A 19,883-nucleotide genomic window follows, 5' to 3' on the forward strand; every position below is an offset into this window, starting at 1 on the left:
TGAGCGCGGGCTGAAAGTCCTGGACTTGGGCTTGGAATACGAAGGCTTGTCTCCGGAAGACCAGCTTGCAGAGCCGCTCTTCTTGCCACGCGGAGCAGGCTTATCTTCAGAGAAGCGGGCCGTAGGTCCGCTCTTCTTGCCACGGCTAGGTTTGTCTTCGGAAAAGCGAGCCGTTGGGCCGCTCTTCTTACCACGGGTGGGCTTGAAACCACGCGGTTCGCGGGCCTCAGCTTCATGCACACGCGGCGTAGCGCGCTTGCGTGCCGCCGGGCGGTGATCTTCGATCCCGTCATCTTTTTCTTCGCCAGGCTTGCTGCGTTCCAGCTTCGGCTTGGCCGGCTCTTCCTTGAAGAAGCGTTCGACCTCCGTCGGCGTAAGTTCTTTGTAGGCCCCTTTGGACAGGCCGTGCAGTTTCAGCCAGCCGATTCGGATGCGGGTCAGGCGTGTGACCTCGTAACCGAGGTAGTAGAGCATCATGCGGATCTGACGCTTGAGCCCCATCTTGAGAACGATGTGCGCCCGGTAGTCGCCGTCCATCCAGGTGCGTTCCGCACGGGCGAAACCTTCCTCGGTCATCATGCCTTTGACGAGTTTCGCCATCACGTCAGGATTCAGCGCCTGATCGACGACCACTTCGTATTCTTTTTCAGCACCCTGGCTCGGGTGAATGATCCGGTGGGAGAGATCTCCGCGATTCGTCAGGAGAATCAGGCCTTCGCTGTCTTTATCCAGACGGCCGACATGATGCAGATTCTGGTACTTCAGCGGCAGCAGATCGTAAATCGTCATGCGGTCCTGCTTGTCCCCACGGGAACACAGGTAGCCTTTCGGCTTGTTCAAAACGAGAACGACAGGCGTCTCGGCACGTACCGGAGAACCATCGACAACCACCTTGTCCTCGGGCTGGACCTTCGTGGCAAGCTCGGTGATGACGTGTCCGTTGATGGACACGCGACCGCCGAGGATGATTTCCTCCGCGCCACGCCGTGAGGCAATGCCGCACTGGCTCAAATATCGGTTAAGGCGCACAGGAGGAAAGCCTTACTCGGGCTTGGTCTTCGGAAGGTTCGTCGGAAGACGTCCTTCTTTCCACTGGCCACGGGATTTGAGAAGCTTGACGCGCTCACCACGCTTCAAAACGCTGCGCTTGGTGCCGACGGAGCCGGAAGTCTTGAGGCTGCTATGCTGGGACATGATTCTAAAGGGTCTGGGGGTGAAAAAGGGCGCGAAGAATAGCAGCCCCCGTCCGGGGTGCAAGGGGTTTGTACACGCTGGGACGAACAGAGAGCCCCCACCTACCCCAGCACCTTCTTCCGCACGATCTCCGTCACCATCTTCGGGTTCGCCTTGCCCTGACTGGCCTTCATCGCCTGCCCCGTAAACCAGTTCATCGCCTTCTCGTTGCCGCCTTTGACTTCGGCCACTTTGTCAGGATTGGCCGCAAGGATCTGCTCCACAATGGCCTCCAGCGCACCGGTATCACTGACCTGCTCAAAACCCTTGGCCTTGATGATTTCCGCTGCAGGCCTGCCGGTTTCAAACATCTCGACAAACACTTCCTTGCCCTGGTTGTTGGAGATTTTGCCGCCTTCAATGGTGGCCACAAGGGAGCTCAGCGCCTCCGGTTTCACCGGGCAGTCGGCAAGCGTGAGCGAGCGGTCGTTCAGAGCACCCAGCAGATCATTGATGACCCAGTTGGCAATTTTCTTGGCCGGCACCTGCGTGTCCGCAGCCACCGCTGCCTCATACCAGAGAGCCAGCTCCTTTTCGCTCGCGAGCACGCTGGCATCATAGGCACTGCAGCCATAGTCTTTCTCAAAACGCGCACGTTTTTCATGCGGCAGCTCAGGAACCTGCGACCGCATCTTGGCCACGAGATCCGCCGTGCGCACCGGCAGCAAGTCGGGATCCGGGAAGTAGCGATAATCATGCGCATCCTCCTTCGAGCGCATGAGTGTGGTCTCACCGCGGTCATCGTCCCAGCGCAGAGTGCTTTGCTGCAGCTTGCCACCCGCGTCCAAAATCTCTGCCTGACGCTCGGTCTCAAATTTGATCGCACGCCGAATGGCTGACATCGAATTGATGTTCTTCAGCTCGATCTTGGTCCCCAGCTCCTCCTGGCCTTCGGGTCGCAGGGAAATGTTCACGTCACAGCGCATGTTGCCCTTCTCCATGTCAGCATCGCTCACGCCGCCATAGATCAGGATCTGCCGCAGGCTCCCCAGGTAGGCCACCACCTCTTCCGCACTGTCGAGGTCCGGCTCGCTGACGATTTCCATCAGCGGAGTGCCCGCGCGGTTGAAGTCGAGCGCGCTGAACTTGTCATAGTGCGTGGACTTGCCCACGTCCTCCTCCAGATGGATGCGCGTCAGCTTCACCACCTTGCCCGGATTGGCGATGCTCTTCTGCGCGTCCTTGGGATACGCATAATCATACAGCGGCACACCCCCGCCCAGGCAGAGCGGGAAGGGCATCTGCGTGATCTGGTAGTTCTTCGGCATGTCCGGATAGAAGTAGTTTTTGCGATCCCAGTTCACCACCGGCGGCGTCTCGCAGCCCAGCATCAGCCCCGTGAGAATGGTCTTTTCGATGGCAGCCTGGTTCAGCACCGGCAGCGCCCCCGGCAGCCCCATGCAAGTCGGGCAGGTGTGCGTGTTCGGCTCCGCACCATACTCGACCGGGCAGGCACAGAACATCTTGCTGCGCGTCGTGAGCTGCGCGTGAACTTCAAGGCCGATGGTAAGAATGTATTTGGGCATGCGAAAAGGAAAAGGGCGAGTGCCGGAAGATCAAAGCGAGAGCCACGCCCGGGGCAACGTGCCGTTGCCGGTTTTTTTGGGTTCCCTTCATCCGAGGAAACCGATTGGACACTACGCGGCAAGGGGTTATTTTCATCCATGCCAGCTCTCGCCTCGGAAAACCTCGCCAGCCTCATCCTTTCGGAAGATGGCGATGTGGCATGGGAGCGCATCATCGCGGATCCACGACCGAAACTCGCGGCCTTCATGAAAGCGGCCATGGCCGAAAACGACAGCGCCCCCTTGAACGAAAACCTCCCTGACTGATACTCCTCAATACATCCTCACCGGCTGCGGCGGCGGTGGCTGCTTATACACCACTGAATCCATCGCCATTTCCAATTGCATGCCGCCAAGAACGGGCTGCAGGTCGGGGTGGTTCGCCACGTTCTCGATCTTCCGCATCTGCATCAGCCCGGCGAAGTCCTTGTTCTCAATGGCCTTCCTCACGTCCGGATCGTAGCCGAGCTGGGCGATCAGCGGATGGTTCAGCGCGTTGGCCGTGGCCGGGCTTTGCTCCGCCAGTCGCTGCCACATAGTGCCCTCAGGCCACAGAATCAGTAGTCGGGCGAGGTTCGCAGTCGGCTTGATGTCATAAGGGTCCAGCTTCTTCGCCAGACCGCCGATGAAGCTGTTGTCGACCTTCTGGCTCAGGGTGTAAAAAATGGACTTCGCCTGGCTCTCGATCGATCCACCTTTTTTGACGATCTCCGCCGCATTTTCCATGCCGTAGAGGCTGCCCACCACGCGCAGCACCATGCTGCCAAGCCACAGCAGCCCGCCTGAGGGAATGATGCTGACGATCAGCCCCTTCCACCCCGTCAGCCCGCCCAGCATTCGCATCAGTCCAAAGGCCGCCAGAAAGTACTTCCCCACCTTGCACAGGCCAAACATCAGCACAGCCGCCACTCCGGACATCACGATCAGCCGGTTCGTCGTCAGGTGCATTCCTGCCGCTCCAAAAATCTGCACCCGGTGCATGAAGACATACCACGCAGCCCACGCACATGCCGCCAGCGTCATCACATTGATGATCTGCTGCACCACCCCTTTCGCAAACGCCAGCCCCGCCGCGAACGCGATGAAGCCTACAATAGCGATGGTGGCCCACATGCTATGCGGCACCTTCTGGGCGTATTGAAGCACTTCACTGGGGTGAGGCATGGGCGGGAGAAAAGATTATTAGGACACCTTAACATCTTTCCCCTGCCTGTCTTGCGGGAAAATCACCTCAGATCAGATCCTGCATCGCCCGCAGCTTGGCATGGGCCGCGCCACGCTCCAGCAGCTCCTCGGCCAGTGCTTTTCCTGCCATCAGATCCGCCACCACACCCGTAATCACAAAACCCGCCGCAGCATTCAGCACCGCGATGTCACGCTTCGCCCCCTTGATCGTTCCTGCCAGCACGCCTTCGAGAATGAGCGCGTTCTCCGTCGCATCCCCCCCCACCAGATCTTCCAGCGCCGCTTGGCCAAAGCCGAGATCCTTGGGATCAATCCGCGTCTCGCTGATTTTTCCCGCCGCGACCTCACACACATCATTCACCCCTAGCGTCGAAAGCTCATCCATCCCCTGCCCGTCAGCCGCGCTGCCATGCACCACCCACGCCCCTTTGCGGCCGAGCTGCACCAAAATCTCGCCAAACGCCCGCGTCAGCTTCGGGTCAAACACACCGATGAGCTGGTAGTCCGGCCGTCCAGGATTGAGCAGTGGCCCGAGGATATTGAAAATCGAACGCTGCCCCTCCGCCGCGAGCAGCTTCCGAGCATCCGCCACCGCCTTGAACGTCGGGTGATACAGCGGCGCAAAAAAGAACCCCAGCCCGATGGTCTCAATGCCCGCCACGACTTTCTCCTTCGGCAGGTCGATCTTGATGCCCAGCGCCTCCAGCACATCCGCACCACCCGCCTTCGAGGTAATGCCACGGTTCCCATGCTTCGTCACGCACACGCCACCTGCCGCCAGGATGAACATCGCCGTGCTCGACACATTGAACAAATGCAGCTGATCCCCACCCGTGCCCACCACATCCAGCATCGGCCCCGGCAGCTTCGCACGGTCAATCCCCGGATCGACCGCCAGCTTCAAAAACTCCTTCACAAACATCGCGATCTCCGCCGGCGTCTCGCCCTTCTTCGCCAGAGCGCGCAGAAAATTCGCCTTTTCCGCCGCCGTCACCGTAGCATCCACCAGCTGCGCAGCAGCATCTGCAATCTGAGCTTCGTTGAGATGAGTTTCCGCGATCAGTCCTGTGGTCAGTGATTCCATGATTTGATTTTGACCAAAGCGCAGTGTTTAGCAAGCCCACCCGTGTGAACCTCTCGAAACGTTGAATCCAAACTCCCCCATCCTCGGCATCGATCTCGGCACCACGAACTCCCTCGTCGGTGTCGTTGACAGCGGCTTTCCCATCCTGCTCGCCGATGAAAACGGCAGCCGCAGCACCCCCAGCGCCGTGTGCATGGCTCAGGATGGCAGCATCTCTGTCGGAGCCGTGGCCTTGCGCCAGCGCGCCCTGCACCCCACACGCACCATCACCTCGGTCAAACGCCTCATCGGCCGCCGCCCCGGTGAAGCCGGATGGACGCCCCCTTATTCGCTCAGCGAACTGAAAACCTCCCCCGTCGAAGTCTCGGCAGAAATCCTCAAGCACCTCAAAGCCGTCGCCGAACGCGCTCTCGAACAATCCGTTTCGCAGGCCGTCATCACCGTGCCTGCCTACTTCAACGACGCCCAGCGCAACGCCACCAAGCGCGCCGGTGAACTCGCCGGACTCGAAGTGCTGCGCATCCTCAGCGAGCCCACCGCCGCCGCTCTCGCCTACGGTCTCGACAAACTCACCGAGCATCAAAAGATCGCCGTCTATGACCTCGGCGGCGGCACCTTCGACATCTCCGTTCTCGAAATGCGCGACGGCACCTTCCAGGTGCTTTCCACCGCTGGCGACACCCAGCTCGGTGGCGATGACATTGACCGCCTGCTCGCCGAATTCATCGCGCAGAAATTGAATCTGCCCTCCCACGACATCCGCGTCCTCGAAGCAGCCGAAGCCGTCAAAAAGCGCCTCTCCACCGACGACTCCGCCTCCTTCAACGGCCTCGACATCACCCGCGCCAATCTCGAAAAAATCGCCCGCCCATGGATCGAGCGCACCCGCATCCACTGCCTGCGTGCCCTGAGCGATGCCGGCGTCAAAGCCGAACAGCTCGATGAAGTCATCCTCGTCGGCGGCAGCACCCGCATGCCGCTGGTGCGCGACTACGTTCGCGAAATCTTCGCCCGCGAACCCAACACCTCGCAGAATCCTGATGAAGCCATCGCCCTCGGTGCCACCATTCAGGCCGGCATCCTCGGCGGCAGCCTGCGCCAGGTCCTGCTCCTCGATGTCACCCCGCTATCCCTCGGCATCGAAACCTTCGGCGGCTTGATGAACATCATCATCCCGCGCAACACCACCATCCCCGCCAAAGCTGGCGAGATGTTCACCAATGCCGTGGCCAATCAGGACAGCATGCTCATCCGCATCCTTCAGGGCGAACGCGAACTCGCCAAGGACAACTGGGAGCTCGGCCGCATCGAAGTCCCCTTCCCCTCCGGCCCCAAAGGCAGCGCCCGCGTCGGCGTGCAGTTCAGCATCGATGCCGATGGCATTCTTCACGTGCTCGCCCGCGACACCGCCACGAATCAGGACACACTGCTGCAGATCAGCGGCACCGCCGTCGATGTCGAAGACGAGCGCGTGGAGCAGATGATCTCCGAGAGCGTCGATTTCGCTTTCGAAGACATGAACGAACGCATCTGGACGGAAGCAAAACTCAAGGCGGAAGAGCTGCTGCCCGCCGTCGATGCCGCGCTCGATCAACTCGGTGATGCAATCAGCGCCGAAGAAAAATCTGCCGTGGTCAGCCAGGCCGCCACGGTGCGTGCCCTGCTTGACGCCACGGATCATGACGCCAAGGCCCTCAAAGCCGCCACCCAGCTCCTGGATGACGCCACCCAGTCACTCGCCGTGATGCTGATAGATCGTGCGATGGAGGAATCGCTGGTTCGCCGCGGACTCGTTTGATTTTCCAGTTCCCATTCTTGGAGCAGACCGCTACGCTCCGCCGCTAATGATCGTTTTCACAGGGCATGAATGAGAAACCTCAACATGACGGAGCCATGGCATGGACACCGCCATCACCAGAGCATCTGCAGGCCATGCTGCCTCAGTATGATCAATGGGAAATGATCGGCTGCGGTGGCATGGGTGCCGTCTACAAGGCACGGCAGACTTCTCTCGACCGGCTCGTGGCCATCAAGGTCCTCCCACCCCAGGTGGCGGAGGACGAGGCGGAGTACATCGAACGCTTCAAGAACGAAGCGCGCACGATGGCCAAGATGAATCATCCCGCCATCGTGGCCGTGTACGACTTCGGCGAAACCCGCGATGAACTCCTCTACATCGTCATGGAGTACATCGACGGCACGGACGTGGCCAAGATGATCCAGTCGCAGGGTAAACTGCCGGTCGATCACGCGCTGGCCATCACCGCCCACGTCTGCGATGCGCTGGCTTATGCGCATGAGCACGGCGTCGTTCACCGCGACATCAAACCGGCGAACATCCTCATCAACATGGAAGGCGCCGTGAAGGTGGCCGACTTCGGTCTGGCACGCATGCACGATCCGGGGCAGTCCGGCAGCCTGACTCAGGAAGGCACTACGATGGGCACCCCGGACTACGTTGCACCCGAGGTGCTGATCATCGGCATGCAGGTCGATGGCCGCGCCGATCTCTATGCCGTGGGCGTGATGCTCTACAACATGCTCACCGGCAAAATCCCGCGCGGCAATTTCCAAATGCCCAGCGAGAAAATGGGCTGTGACACCCGCTATGACGCCATCATCCGCAAAGCGATGGAGCAGGATGTCGCCAGACGCTATCAGACCTCTCGCGAACTGCGCCGTGATCTCGATCAGATCCTCACTGTCCCCGTCGCCAAAGAAAAACCGGCCCGCCAGGCGCCCGCCGGCGGCATGCAGCCGCGCCAGCCGCCTCCACCTCCGCCGCCCCCAGGCACCCCATGGGGCATGATCGCCGCCGCCTTGATCGTCGTCGGCGTGGCGGCTGTACTTCTCATGCGGCGTGGTGAGCCGCCTCCATCTCCACCGGCACCTGAAGTCGCTCAGACCGAACCTACCAAAAAGGAGCCTCCCAGACCACCATCCAATCAGACGCCACCGAACGCTACGGCCCCCGCACCGGTCGTCGTGCGCACGGACCCCAATGCCCCCAAGGGCAGCCCGCTGTCCAAGCTTCCGGTGCTGAGTTACAACGGGCACCACTATCAGATCGTGGACGAACGGATGAACCAGCTCGACGCCCAAAAGCATGCGCAAAGTCTCGGCGCCCATCTGGCCACGATCAACAGTCAGGCTGAGCAGGACTGGATGAACCGCGTGCTGCCTCCCTTTTTGAAACAGGTTCCTCAATCGATGGCCACCATCGGCGGCCTGCGCAAAACGGGCGTCTGGCAGTGGGTCACGAGAGAACCCTTTGAATTCACCCGCTGGGAGAATACCACGACCGCCGCATCTGAGCCGGAGAAAAACTTTGTTCTGAAAATCACCGCAACGTCCAATACCAAAGCGGAGTGGGGCTTGGGCGGTGTCACCGCCGGACGTGCCTTCATTCTCGAATGGGATGCCGCGCCATCAAAAGCACCCGCCCCCGCGCCTGTCCCTCCGCCTCAACCCGTGGTCGAAAGCGCTGGCGCGAAACGCCTGCGCGAACTGGATGCCAGCTTCCGTGCAGCCCTGGAGCGTGACGTGCTGGCAGTTCACCGCACCGCGCTGGACGGCTTGAACACCAAATACCTCGCCGCTCTCGATCGTGCACTGTCAGCCGAGACTGCGGCTGCGCGCCTGCCCGAGGCGCTTGCCCTGCGTGAGGAACAGCAGCTCATCAAAAGCCACAGCCCGCTCCCTGCAGAGGATGCGCCGAATCTCCCTGCGCCATTGAAAACGCTGCGCTCCACCTACCGCACCAGCCTGCGCCCCATCGAGACCGCCCTCAACAACGGCATCACCACCCTCTTCCAGAAGTATGAGGAAGTCCTGAAAGCCCAGCAGGCGGAATGGACCCAGGCAGCGAAGCTGGATGAAGCCAGACTCGCCGATGAACGGATCGCCAGTCTCTCCCGCCAACATGACGCTCTGCACAGTGAGGCCAAGGAACTCCTCCCGGCAGGCAAGGAGATGGTGCTGCAAAAAAATGACCGCTTCATTTCCGCGGAGAAGTTCACGCCGCCCGTGGAGTTCACCCTCGTGGTGAAAACTCACAAGGATGATCTGCGCTTGGCCTACGCCGCCAAGCAGGTGATTTTCAACTGGGAAAAAAGCCAGGACGAGCTCCGCATCGACAACGATCCCGGCGGTGCCCGCCATGTGCCCGGAATGGGACGCATCCCCGAAGACACCTTTGTCACCATCCAGTGGCGCATTATGCCGCACATGCAGAGCATCAGTGTCGATGGCAAACGTCGCCTCCTCCACTTTGGCGACTACTCCAAAGTGGACAACCCGCTGGAAATTTTCCCGCTGAACCACGCCGTCACGATCAAATCCGCCAAGGTGAAGGTGATGGACCTCCAACCCCTCGAAGACCAGATCGCCAGCACTCCTGCCATGCGTGACCTGTTCCTCAACAAAGCCGAATGGACAGGCAAGCTCACGATTCCAGCAGGCACCTACCGCCCCCTGCGCCGCATTGACATCGGGGCACCGGGGAAAAAAGACCCGGGAGCCAATTACGATGAGCAGCGCGCCGATGTGACAAGCCTGCCCGGCATGCGCATCGAAAACGTCCGCTTTCACCTGCGCGAAGGCTCCTGGCAGGCCGCCGGCGGCCATTTCCGCGATGTGAAGATCACCGCCGATCTCGGCGGCAAATTCGAAGCTCGTGACAGCATTTTTCAGGATTGTCTGTTTGCCAAGGAAGGCGGTTGGTTTGTGGCTTTTTTCAGCACCAAATGGCAGTTCACCAACTGCGTGCTCGCTGGCTCCTTCATGCACGCCTGGAAGCTCATCGATGTGGGCATGAAGCTCGATTCCTGCACCCTCATGGACCTCGATCTGGTTCCCATCGGTTTCAAAGCTGACGCTGCCGAAGAGGTCGGCAGGGACTGGCTCAGCATCCAAAACTGCCGCTTCATCAACTGCCGCGTACCCGAGAGCTTTGCCCTCGCGACCCGCAACTGCGTCTTTGAAAAATGCACCTTCGCCCCCGCCGAGGAAAAGCTGCCGGCCAAATCACCGCTCAATGCCACCATCTACGTGCAGGACTGTACCAACCAGCCGCAGACCGGTCCCGGCCGCACCATCGAGGCCAAACCCGCCGCCCAGCTCACCACCAAGCCCGGCGCGTCCCTGCCCTACATCTTCAAAAACGGCCAGCTCGACTTCCAAACTCCGCCTCAATAAATCAGGCATGCGCCCTCGTTGGATGAGTGTGGCGACAGCCCGCCCGTCCGAATATGGACTGCGGTTGCGAAGTGAGGAACGAACGCAGCTACCGCTTTCGACGGACTCGGTGGCGCACGCATGCCCGAAAAATCTCGAACGCGGGAGCCGGTGATTCTCCTCTAGCCGGTTACCCCACGCCCACCACGCGGCACTCGAAAGCGGCAGCTCATCGCAGCCCTCTCCAAAACGTTCCGCTGGATCGAAGGCTAAAAAATGCCACTCCTTCCGGAAATCAGTTTCGGAAAGCGGCGCGTGGAGACCCTCGGCGGCGGCTTGAGGACAAGCCGCCCCACCTCGCGCTGGGCACACGCATGCCCAGCGCTGGTAGGGCTGGCTGTCCTCAGCCAGCCGCCGTCGGAGCCCATGATATTCGATCAAGAAACAGCCCACTAAACGGAAATGAGTTTTGCGAACCGCTATCGAGCAACGCCCATGACGCCCAGCGTTCTGGCGGAGAGGGATCGCCCCGATCCCTCACACCCCCGCACCGCCCACCGCTCCCGCACATCCGATGGCGGAGCCATCCCAGCCTGTAGCGAGGCGGTTGAGCGCAGCGACACCCCTCGTTCAGGGCCCGCGAAAACCGTTTATGCTCTCGCATCGCGTAGCGATGCCAGCACGAGCATCCCATCCACTCATCATCACCCCAAACACTTCACATCAAACCTCACCGCGCAGCCCCGCTCCCGTTCTGCTGAAAATAAGCGTCCCGCATACGGCGCAACTCCTCAAGCCGGGAGGAAATTTCCGTGTGTTCACGCGCCTTTTCGACCTTCTGCTGTGTCACGAAGTGATTGTTGCTGCCAAGAGTGCGCCACGGGCCGGCGGGCACTTCACTCACATCCACAAAACGCCAGTCACAGCGCCCGCTGCTGGAGATGCCGAGGTAGTCACGCACTCCAGGCGAGATGTCGATCCCCGCACCGCGGTTGCTCATGTTCTTGGGTCGTGCGTTGCCGAAAACGTAATCATGGTCATCTGTCACAAAGGGGCCGCAGTCCTCCCACTGGGCATAGCAAACGCGGTTGCCGTAGCGAATCGCGATCCACTGCCCTTTCAGCACCGTCTTGCCGGAACGCACAAACTTCTGTTTGAACCAAGGGATCACCCGGGAGGCCTCTGGCTTGTGCGAGTTGTAATCGATGCAGTCATTGTATGGCAGCGCCACATAGAACGGGTTCTGCTTCGGCGTGAATCCGACGGGCGTGTAATTGTCCGTCCGCTTCGTGGGATCGGGATCATCATAGCCGCCGAAGTTCTGCATCCACTGGGTGTCCCAGGAGCTTTTGTCGTTGGGCGTGGGATTGTTTTCCGTCGGCTGCTCGCCCACCCAGAACACTGTGGCAACAATGTCCAGCTTCCATGGATAGCGCGCGTATCCCAAGTGCGGCATCGAGGACGAGCTGAAGCTGGGCACCATCGCGGAAATATTGCGCGGAGGCGATGATTGAGTCTGCGCAGGCGTGGCGGATTTGCTTTGGGCAGTCGGAGCAGTCCCCGCTTTTTTCAACGCCGCAGCAGCTCCCGTGGCTGAAACCGAGGACGCCCCCTGACCAAACGCCGATACCGCCGCCACGAGAGACGCGACGACGACGAATGAACTGAGTGAGCGTTCAGCGAGCATGGGGGTGGATCCTAATTGCGAGAATTGTAACAGCTTACCATGGTAAACTGCAATCTGTAATTCACCACGTAAGGCGCAGCGGCTAGGTGGGGAAATCGGTCTCAATCCACAAAGCAACGGCGCTAAATCATGGACAGATCAGCTGCTGCGCTGTTCAAAATACCGATTCGCATGCTTTCAATTCAAGACAGCCGCAGCGGCAATAAACTCAATAACGCCGCAAAGTGGAATCCTGCGGGGCCCGTGTGTCATCCGTCTGCGGATAGTCCAGCGTGTAATGCAGTCCCCGGCTTTCGTGCCGGCGGATGGCGCATTCAACAATGAGAGACGCCGTTTCCACGAGGTTGCGCAGTTCCAGAATTTCGCTGGTGACGTGGTTGTTCCAGTAAAACTCCTGCACCTCGCGCTTGAGGTTGCGCAGGCGCGCCGCCGCACGCTGCAGACGCTTGTTAGTGCGCACGATGGAGACGTAATCCCACATCAAACGCCGGATTTCATCCCAGTTGTGGTAGATCACCACGAGTTCGTCATTTTCCACCACTCCGCTGGTCTGCCAGGGACGCAGTTCGTAGCTCTGCTCGGCGACTTTGCCCTGCGGGATCTTTTTGATCAAATACGCCACGGCACGCTGCGCGGTGACGCAGCACTCCAGCAGCGAATTGCTCGCCAGTCGGTTCGCCCCATGCAGCCCGGTGCAGCCCACCTCGCCCACGGCGCAGAGTCCGCGAATGCTCGTGGCCCCGTTCACGTCCGTCAGCACGCCACCACATTGGTAATGAGCGGCAGGCACCACCGGAATCGGCTCCTTGGTGATGTCGATGCCGACATCCAGACAGGCCTTCTGAATGTTCGGAAAGTGGCTCGCGATGAATTCAGGCGGCCGATGACTGATGTCGAGATAGACACAGGGGCCGCCGGTCTTCTTGATCTCATGGTCGATCGCACGCGCGACGATGTCACGCGGTGCCAGCGAGCCACGCGAATCATACCGCTGCATGAATTCCTGCCCGTCCTTGCCGATCAAACGCGCACCTTCACCCCGCATCGCCTCACTGATGAGGAAAGAACGCTTCTGCGGATGGTACAAGCAGGTCGGATGAAACTGGATGAACTCCATGTCCGAAATGGTGGCCCCGGCGCGCCAGGCCATGGCCACACCATCACCCGTCGCCACCATGGGATTCGTGGTGTACAAATACACACGTCCGCACCCGCCGGTGGCAAGGATGACTCGATCCGAACGGAAGGTGTGTACTTCGCCGCTCGTCTCATCCAGCACATAGAGCCCAAGCACACGGTCCTCAGAGACGAGGCCAAGCTTCGCCGTCGTCAGGATGTCGATGGCGTAATGGTTTTCGTAGATCGTGATGTTCGGGTTCGCCCGCACGGCTGCGAGCAGCTTCTCCGTGATCTCCCGTCCGGTGGCATCCGCCGCATGCAGCACACGGCGCGCGGTATGGCCGCCTTCCCGCGTCAGGTCAAATTCCAAGTGTCCGTCCACCGCCTCACGCTGGTCAAAATGCACGCCCCACTTCACCAGATCGGCAATTCGTGCCGGCCCTTCGCTCACAATGGTGCGCACGGCGGCCTCTTTGCACAAGCCTGCCCCCGCGATGAGCGTGTCGCTCACATGCTTCTCGATGGAGTCGTTTTCCGCCGTCACGCAGGCGATCCCGCCCTGCGCCCAGTTCGAGTTCGAGTCCAGCGCACCACGCTTAGTGATCATGACCACCTTGCCATGCTCGGAGGCATGCAATGCCGAGACCAGTCCGCCTGCCCCGGTTCCGACGATGATGAAGTCTGCCTCAATCATGAATTGTGGTGACTCTTTCGTCGCGGAACCGCCAACATGCAAACGTACTACCAGCTTGTTCCCAAACTCCAGCGTGTCGCGAGGTCCAGCAGATCCGGGCGCAGCGGCCATTCATCGGCACGCGGCTCCTGGCCTTCATGGCGGTGGCTGGCTCCCTTGAGCGCCATGCAGCCTGTGTTGTCACCGATCTGACGGATCGTTTCGATCTCCTCAGTGGACAAACACTGCTCCGGCAATGCGGCAAGATCATCCAGCTTGCTCTCAATCGTGCGCGCACCTTCACCGTGCTCCTGAATCATAGTAGGCACCACGCTCTTCACCGCCGTGTTGCCCAAGGTCCACAAACAGGCGAGCTGCAGCATGGACAAGCCATGCTTCTCCGCAATCGGACGCACTTTTTCAAGCTTCTCGATCCCATGCTCAATCCAGTCGCCCGGACGGTGCGTACGGTGGTCACCATCACGGAACTTGTGTCCCGGCTTCACATCGTCGTGGAACAGACCGCCGTAATCGACCACACGCGCCAAAATATCGACGTTGTTCTTCGCCGCAGCACCCAGCACATGCTGACCCGGCCAGGGCTCGAGGGGATTCAGAATGATCATCGCCCAGTCCATCCGGTCGCCGAAACGCTCAAAGCACTCGATCATGTCCAGCGTGAAACCGTTCGCCGGTCCCGGCGCGATGCCCAGACGATCCGTCAGGCCTTCCGTTTTGAGCGCCGTGAACGCATCCCACACCTTGTCGCTCGTGTAGCTGATGCTGTCCGGATTGTGCAGCATGAGCAGGTCAAACTTCGAAGTCTGGCAGCGCTCCAGACTCTTCTCCGTCGCCATCTTCAGATAATCATAATACTTCTCCGGCCCGCGCAGCGTCGGATCGGTGAAACGCGGGTAGCCACGTGAGCCCTGGCGGATGCCTTCATAAATGTCATGGCCCACGATGCCAACGAGGCAGTATTCCTCACGCGGGATGCCCTTCAGCGCCTCGCCCAGCAAGGCATCCGCACGGCCCACGCCATACACATCAGCCGTGACAAACGTGCGCACACCTTTCTCAAACGAATCGCGCATGAGCTGCATGTAATGCTCCTCGGAGAGCTGTTCTCCGTAGTGCATGAAGCGTCCGCCGCTCCAGGTGCCGTAGGCTGTTCGTGTCAAATTCATAAAAGGTCAGGTTGGGGTTTGAGGGGAGGATACATAACGATTCCGCCCTCTGTTTCAAACAAGGATCATGCCCGGGGGGGCTGTGGCGCAAAATTTGGCAAAATCCGCAGCCCTCACCCCGCCGCCGTCTTCACCAGCAGATCCGCGATCTTCTCCGCTGAATTCTTCACCGCGAGCTTCAGCGCCGCCTTCTTCATCTCACCCGCCTTGCGCGGGTCATTGAAGATGCTGCGCACCGCGTCAGCCAAAGTGTCCGCATTCAACTCGCTTTCGCGCATCAGTCGTGCCGCTCCAGCCTTGTCAAAAATCTCCGCATTGCGGGTCTGATGATCCTCGGCGGCATGCGGATACGGCACCAGCAGGCTCGGCACGCCGAAGTAGGCCAGCTCTGACATGGATGAAGCGCCCGATCGCGCAATGGCCAGATCCGCCGCACGATAGGCCAGATCCATGCGATGGCAGAAGGCGGCCACGTGCTGCTTGAGCATCGGAATCTTGGCGTAAACGTCGCGAACTTCCTCGTAATCGGTCGGTCCGGCGATGTGCAGCACCTGGATGCCCATTCTCTCAAACTCTTCCAGCGCCATGCCCACGGCACGGTTCACTCCGCGCGCGCCCTGGCTGCCGCCCATGACAAGCAGCGTGCGCCTGTCCTTGTCCAGCTTGAAGAAGGCACGCGGGTCGTCGTTGTTCGCCTTGCGCATGCTGCTGCGGATCGGCGTGCCCACCACGCGCACATCCCCATGCTTCGGGAAGTGCTCCTTGCAGGCTTCGAGACCGCACAGCACGATGTCGCTGTAGCGTGCGTTGAGGCGGTTCGCCTTTCCCGGGATGGCGTTGCTTTCGTGAATCAGCGTGTGGCAGCCCTCTTTGCGCCCGGCATACAGTGGCGCAAAGGAAGTAAACCCGCCCATGCCCAGCACCACATCCACGTCGTGATCGCGGATGATCTTACGGCAGGCCTTGGTCCCCTTCCAGAGTCCCTTGAGGAAGCCGAACATCTTCGGCGACCACGGTTTCGGCATCGCCAGAAACGGCATCTTCTCGAACCGCAATTCCGGATGCCCCGAAGCGGCCAGGGTGTCGATCTTCTTTTCGCTGATCAGCAAAGTCACGTCGTGACCTCGGGAGGCAAGCACCTCACCAACGGCAATGCCAGGGAACAAATGCCCCCCGGTGCCACCACACGCGATAAGCACGTGGATGGACTTCGAATTTTTTTGTTTCACTACTGTTCAAAAGGCTAAAGCTGTGGAGTCCAGCGGCGCTTTCTGCGGATCACGGGGAGCTGATCCCAGGTCAGATGGACGCCCTGGCGGTGGATGTTGATCAGGATGCCGACCGCGACCATCGCGGCGACGAGACTGGACCCTCCGTAACTTACGAAAGGCAGCGGCAATCCCTTGTTCGGCAGCAAAGCAGTGGTTACCCCCATGTTCAAGAGCGCTTCCATTCCCAGCAAAAATGTCAGTCCGGCACCTAAAAGCTTGCCAAACCGGTTCGGAGCGTACGCGGAAATGACCATTCCGGCCATCACCAGCACCGCAAACGCCAGCACCACAGCCGCCGTCCCGCGCAGTCCCAGCTCCTCCCCCACCATCGGGAAAATGAAATCCGTATGGGCTTCAGGCAGGTAGGACAGCTTCATGCGCCCCTCTCCCAGACCGCGCCCTTCCAGCCCGCCGGACCCAAACGCCAGTTTGGAAACCCACTGCTGCAAACCCAGGTCCTCCTTGTGGTTTTCGAGGTCAAAGGTGACCATGATTCGCTCAAACCGGTTCGGCAGGAACTTGACCCCCGCCGCGAGGCCGCCGCCGCAAAGAACCACGATAATCGCCAGGTAGCGCATCTTGGTGCCCGCCACGAACATCACGCCAAGACCCACCGCCGAGGCCAGCAAAGCACTGCCAAGGTCAAATTCGCAGCCGATCAGGGCCACGATGCCCAGAAGAATCAGGCCCGGCAGCACAAAACCACGCCAAAAAGTACGCGTCAGCTCCTGGTGCATCCCAAACCACCCTGCCAGGGCGATGATCAGCGCGATCTTCGCAAATTCAGACGGCTGCACACGAAACCCGCCCACGCCCAGGGCCTGCAGACCGATCCAGCGCCTGGAGCCGTTGATTTTTACCCCGATCATCGGCACGTAGCACAGCGCCAGCAGCACCGCCGCAGCGATCAAAATATGCCAGCGCCAGCGCATCCAGACGTTGTAATCCACCACGGCCATGATCACACAAACGACCGTCGCAGCTCCCAGCCAGCCCAGCTGCCGCCACAGGGTCACGTAATCCTCCCCGCCCTCATGCGCGACTTGAAACGTCGTGCTCGCCAGCATGGTGATGCCCAGCGCGATCAACGACAGCGCCGCAAGCAGGAGCAGGAGGATGGAATATTTGGCCATGAAGCCGAAAACGAAAATTTACTTCGCCGGGATCGTCAGTTTCATCCCATCACGCATGGAGTTGGGATTCTTGATGTTGTTAGCTTTTTGAATGGCCGCCACCGAGACACCATACTTCGAGGACAGACGGTAGAGCGTCTCGCCTGACTTGAGCGTATGCGTGCGGGCAGAGGATGCCTTGGCCACCGTTTTGGGCGGAGCGTCAGCCGCCACTTTTTTGGTCGGCTCAGCCTTCTTAGTAGCCGGAGGTGAGTCAGCGATCTTCTTCAGCATCTGCGTGGGCGGCGGCACAGGGTTCGGCTTCACCAGCGGCCGCGCTTCGGCTTTCGCCACGGGCTTGGGTTCATCACGATCCCGATCCCGGGGCCTCACAGCCTCAGGCTTGCTCGCTTCCACTTTCGGTGCGTTTTCCTGCAGCAAAGAAACAACATTCGGTTTGGTAGGAGGTGGCAGCGCGACGGCGGCGCTGGCAGACGGCGCAGATGCCGTGGCCGGTGTGTCCGCATCAGCCACAAGGGAGGATGTCGCAGGCGGGGCCTCATTCGGTGCTACCAGCGAAATAGGCGTCATGGTGGCTGCGGACAGACTGGCAGGTGCCTCAGAGGGTTTCACAGCCTCACTCGGGACTTTCGTCGCCGGAGGTTGGTCTTGCACCACGGGAACGGCCTTCGGCACGTCTTCCACGATCGCCATCGGCTTCAGCGTCTTCGGATTCACGGGGATCGCGCTCGGCACGGCCTGCTTCGGCACGCGCAGCATCGTTCCTGGACCAATCTGGATTCCCTTGTCGATCAAGTTCAGACGTGTGATCTCCGCTTCCGTGGAGCCAAACTTGGCTGCGATGGACTTGATGGAGTCCCCCGAGCGCATCTCGTAGTTGTCAAACTGCTCCGTGTCCGCCGCCGCCTGCGCCTGCGCAGTGATCACGTCCGGGGAGGCCGTCGGCAGTCCGTTGCCAGTGCTCACCGCACGTGCCGCCTGCGTCACCGTCTGCTGCGGCTTCGCGTCATCACCCATGAAATCATAGATGATGATGCCGCCGATGAGGACGACGTGGATCAGCAGCATGACCACAAACATGCGCGCCATGCCTGAGTTCGGCTCATGCTGGTTCCATTCACCCTCTTCCGTCACGAGCGCCACTCGGTGGCGGTGCCGCTCACCGTCCATCAGGTTCAGCAGCAGCTTGGTTTCTTTGGGCTTGGGTTTCATTTTCATAGGACCTTGGGGTCTGGGATTGTCGGGATTGAGGGTCTTTAAATTCAATTCAAGGCGTTCACGGCCTCACGAAAAACATCACCGCGCTGGGCATAGCCGGTGTACATGTCGAAAGAGGAGGTGCCTGGGCTGAGGATGATCGCATCCCCCGCCTGAGAAACTTCCGTGGCCAGACGCACCGCGTCCGCCATGTCGGTGGCGCACTGGCACGGCAGCAGATCGCCAAAGGTTTGCTTCAGCTGCTCAGCGATCTCGCCGATGAGCACCATCGCACGCACCTGGCCGTTCAGCTCCGCTCGCAGCGGCGTGTAGTCCAGCTCCTTGTCCTTGCCGCCGGCGATCAGCACGATCGGGCGCTCCTGCGAACGCAGGCAGGCTTCCAGCGCATGCAGGTTCGTCGCCTTGGAGTCATTGATGTATTCGCGGTCGTGAAGAGTCCGCACCAGTTCGCAGCGGTGCCTTGGCGGCTCATAGCTCTCCATCGCCTTCAGCATGCTGGAATACTGCAGCCCAAACACGCGTCCGGTCATCAGCGCAGCGAGCACGTTCTCCATGTTGTGTTTGCCACGCAGTTTCAATCCGCTGGCGCTGCCAATCTCCGCGCCCAGATGATAAAAGCTTCCAGCGCTGTAGGTGTAGCCCGCCTCATCTCCATAGGCGGAAAAGGTCCAGCGCTGTGCTGCGCCGGACGACACGCTTTCACCTGCGCGCACGATGGCCACATCGTCCGCCGTGACGTTTTCAAACACACGCGCCTTCGCGGCAAAATACGACTCCATGTCCGGATAGCGGTCCAGATGATCCGGCGCAAAGTTGAGCCACAGACTGGCCTTCGCACGGAAGTCACGGATCGTCTCAAGCTGGAAGCTGCTGATCTCAAGCGCGAGCACATCGTAACGTACGCCACTGGCGATGACTTCACTCAAGGACACGCCATGATTGCCGCAAGGCAGTGATTTCATGCCGCAGCCGTTGAACAGCGTCGCAATCAGCTCCGTGCAGGTGCTCTTGCCGTTCGTGCCGGTGATCGCCACCATCGGCATGTCCGTCAGATGAAAGGCAAACTCCGTTTCACCCACCAGCGGCACGCCTGCGTCAGTAAACTTTTTCGGCAAAGGCCAGTGTTCATCCAGCCCGGGGCTGATGATCACCTGCTGGAACTCACCGGGCTTGACCACGAGATCACGCGCTGCCTGACCGAGCACACAGTGGAAATCCTCGACCTGCTTCGCCTTGTCTCCTTCATCAAAAATCGTCACCTCCGCGCCATGCAGGCGCGCCAGACGTGCGGCTCCGAGGCCGCTGCGTCCAGCACCGAGAATGGCAAAATGTTGTGAGGCGAAGCGCATGAAA

The 19,883-nt window shown here is 60.3% G+C and carries 15 protein-coding genes; 3 read left to right on the plus strand and 12 right to left on the minus strand.

The window, feature by feature from the left end; genetic code table 11:
- The 3 genes from ACIREA_RS02110 to gatB all read right to left on the minus strand — a co-directional run.
- A partial coding sequence (locus tag ACIREA_RS02110; RefSeq protein ID WP_397380069.1) for a pseudouridine synthase occupies positions 1-1,029 on the minus strand: 1,029 nt, incomplete at its 3' end.
- A 12-nt stretch (positions 1,030-1,041) separates the two neighbouring features.
- On the minus strand, positions 1,042-1,194 hold the full coding sequence (locus tag ACIREA_RS02115; protein ID WP_395732737.1) for a small basic protein: 153 nt from the start codon (positions 1,192-1,194) through the stop codon (positions 1,042-1,044).
- Between the two features lie 101 nt (positions 1,195-1,295).
- Positions 1,296-2,759 (minus strand): Asp-tRNA(Asn)/Glu-tRNA(Gln) amidotransferase subunit GatB, encoded by a 1,464-nt coding sequence (gene gatB / locus ACIREA_RS02120; RefSeq protein ID WP_397380072.1) that lies wholly within the window; start codon positions 2,757-2,759, stop codon positions 1,296-1,298.
- 138 nt (positions 2,760-2,897) lie between these two features.
- Between gatB and ACIREA_RS02125 the strand changes: the two genes are divergently transcribed.
- Complete coding sequence (locus ACIREA_RS02125) at positions 2,898-3,065, plus strand: hypothetical protein (RefSeq protein ID WP_397380073.1); 168 nt, start codon at positions 2,898-2,900, stop codon at positions 3,063-3,065.
- A gap of 6 nt (positions 3,066-3,071) precedes the next feature.
- Here ACIREA_RS02125 and ACIREA_RS02130 read toward each other — a convergent pair whose 3' ends face one another.
- Both ACIREA_RS02130 and trpD read right to left on the minus strand, forming a co-directional pair.
- Positions 3,072-3,962, minus strand: coding sequence for a hypothetical protein (locus tag ACIREA_RS02130; protein ID WP_397380075.1), 891 nt, complete (start codon positions 3,960-3,962; stop codon positions 3,072-3,074).
- A gap of 67 nt (positions 3,963-4,029) precedes the next feature.
- Entirely contained in the window at positions 4,030-5,067 is a 1,038-nt protein-coding gene (trpD, locus tag ACIREA_RS02135) for an anthranilate phosphoribosyltransferase (protein WP_397380077.1), read from the minus strand.
- A gap of 61 nt (positions 5,068-5,128) precedes the next feature.
- On the opposite strand from trpD, the gene ACIREA_RS02140 reads away from it, so the two are divergent.
- Both ACIREA_RS02140 and ACIREA_RS02145 read left to right on the plus strand, forming a co-directional pair.
- Positions 5,129-6,865: an Hsp70 family protein gene (locus ACIREA_RS02140; RefSeq protein WP_397380079.1), complete on the plus strand. Its 1,737-nt coding sequence runs from the start codon at positions 5,129-5,131 to the stop codon at positions 6,863-6,865.
- Between the two features lie 65 nt (positions 6,866-6,930).
- Positions 6,931-10,263, plus strand: a complete 3,333-nt coding sequence (locus ACIREA_RS02145) for a protein kinase (protein WP_397380081.1) — start codon at positions 6,931-6,933, stop codon at positions 10,261-10,263.
- A 709-nt stretch (positions 10,264-10,972) separates the two neighbouring features.
- On the opposite strand, the gene ACIREA_RS02150 is transcribed toward ACIREA_RS02145, so the two are convergent.
- The 7 genes from ACIREA_RS02150 to murD all read right to left on the minus strand — a co-directional run bounded on the left by ACIREA_RS02150 (position 10,973) and on the right by murD (position 19,879).
- Entirely contained in the window at positions 10,973-11,929 is a 957-nt protein-coding gene (locus ACIREA_RS02150) for a hypothetical protein (RefSeq protein ID WP_397380083.1), read from the minus strand.
- Positions 11,930-12,137: 208 nt separating this feature from the next.
- Positions 12,138-13,742: an L-aspartate oxidase gene (gene nadB, locus ACIREA_RS02155; RefSeq protein WP_397380085.1), complete on the minus strand. Its 1,605-nt coding sequence runs from the start codon at positions 13,740-13,742 to the stop codon at positions 12,138-12,140.
- A gap of 47 nt (positions 13,743-13,789) precedes the next feature.
- On the minus strand, positions 13,790-14,908 hold the full coding sequence (locus ACIREA_RS02160; protein ID WP_397380086.1) for an aldo/keto reductase: 1,119 nt from the start codon (positions 14,906-14,908) through the stop codon (positions 13,790-13,792).
- Between the two features lie 113 nt (positions 14,909-15,021).
- Complete coding sequence (gene murG, locus ACIREA_RS02165; RefSeq protein ID WP_397380088.1) at positions 15,022-16,137, minus strand: undecaprenyldiphospho-muramoylpentapeptide beta-N-acetylglucosaminyltransferase; 1,116 nt, start codon at positions 16,135-16,137, stop codon at positions 15,022-15,024.
- Positions 16,138-16,151: 14 nt separating this feature from the next.
- Positions 16,152-17,312 (minus strand): FtsW/RodA/SpoVE family cell cycle protein, encoded by a 1,161-nt coding sequence (locus ACIREA_RS02170; protein ID WP_397380090.1) that lies wholly within the window; start codon positions 17,310-17,312, stop codon positions 16,152-16,154.
- An 18-nt stretch (positions 17,313-17,330) separates the two neighbouring features.
- Positions 17,331-18,524 (minus strand): LysM peptidoglycan-binding domain-containing protein, encoded by a 1,194-nt coding sequence (locus ACIREA_RS02175; protein ID WP_397380092.1) that lies wholly within the window; start codon positions 18,522-18,524, stop codon positions 17,331-17,333.
- Between the two features lie 50 nt (positions 18,525-18,574).
- Positions 18,575-19,879: a UDP-N-acetylmuramoyl-L-alanine--D-glutamate ligase gene (gene murD, locus ACIREA_RS02180; protein ID WP_397380094.1), complete on the minus strand. Its 1,305-nt coding sequence runs from the start codon at positions 19,877-19,879 to the stop codon at positions 18,575-18,577.
- Between the last annotated feature and the right edge of the window lie 4 nt (positions 19,880-19,883).

Source organism: Prosthecobacter sp., assembly GCF_044373815.1.
GTDB lineage: Bacteria > Verrucomicrobiota > Verrucomicrobiia > Verrucomicrobiales > Verrucomicrobiaceae > Prosthecobacter.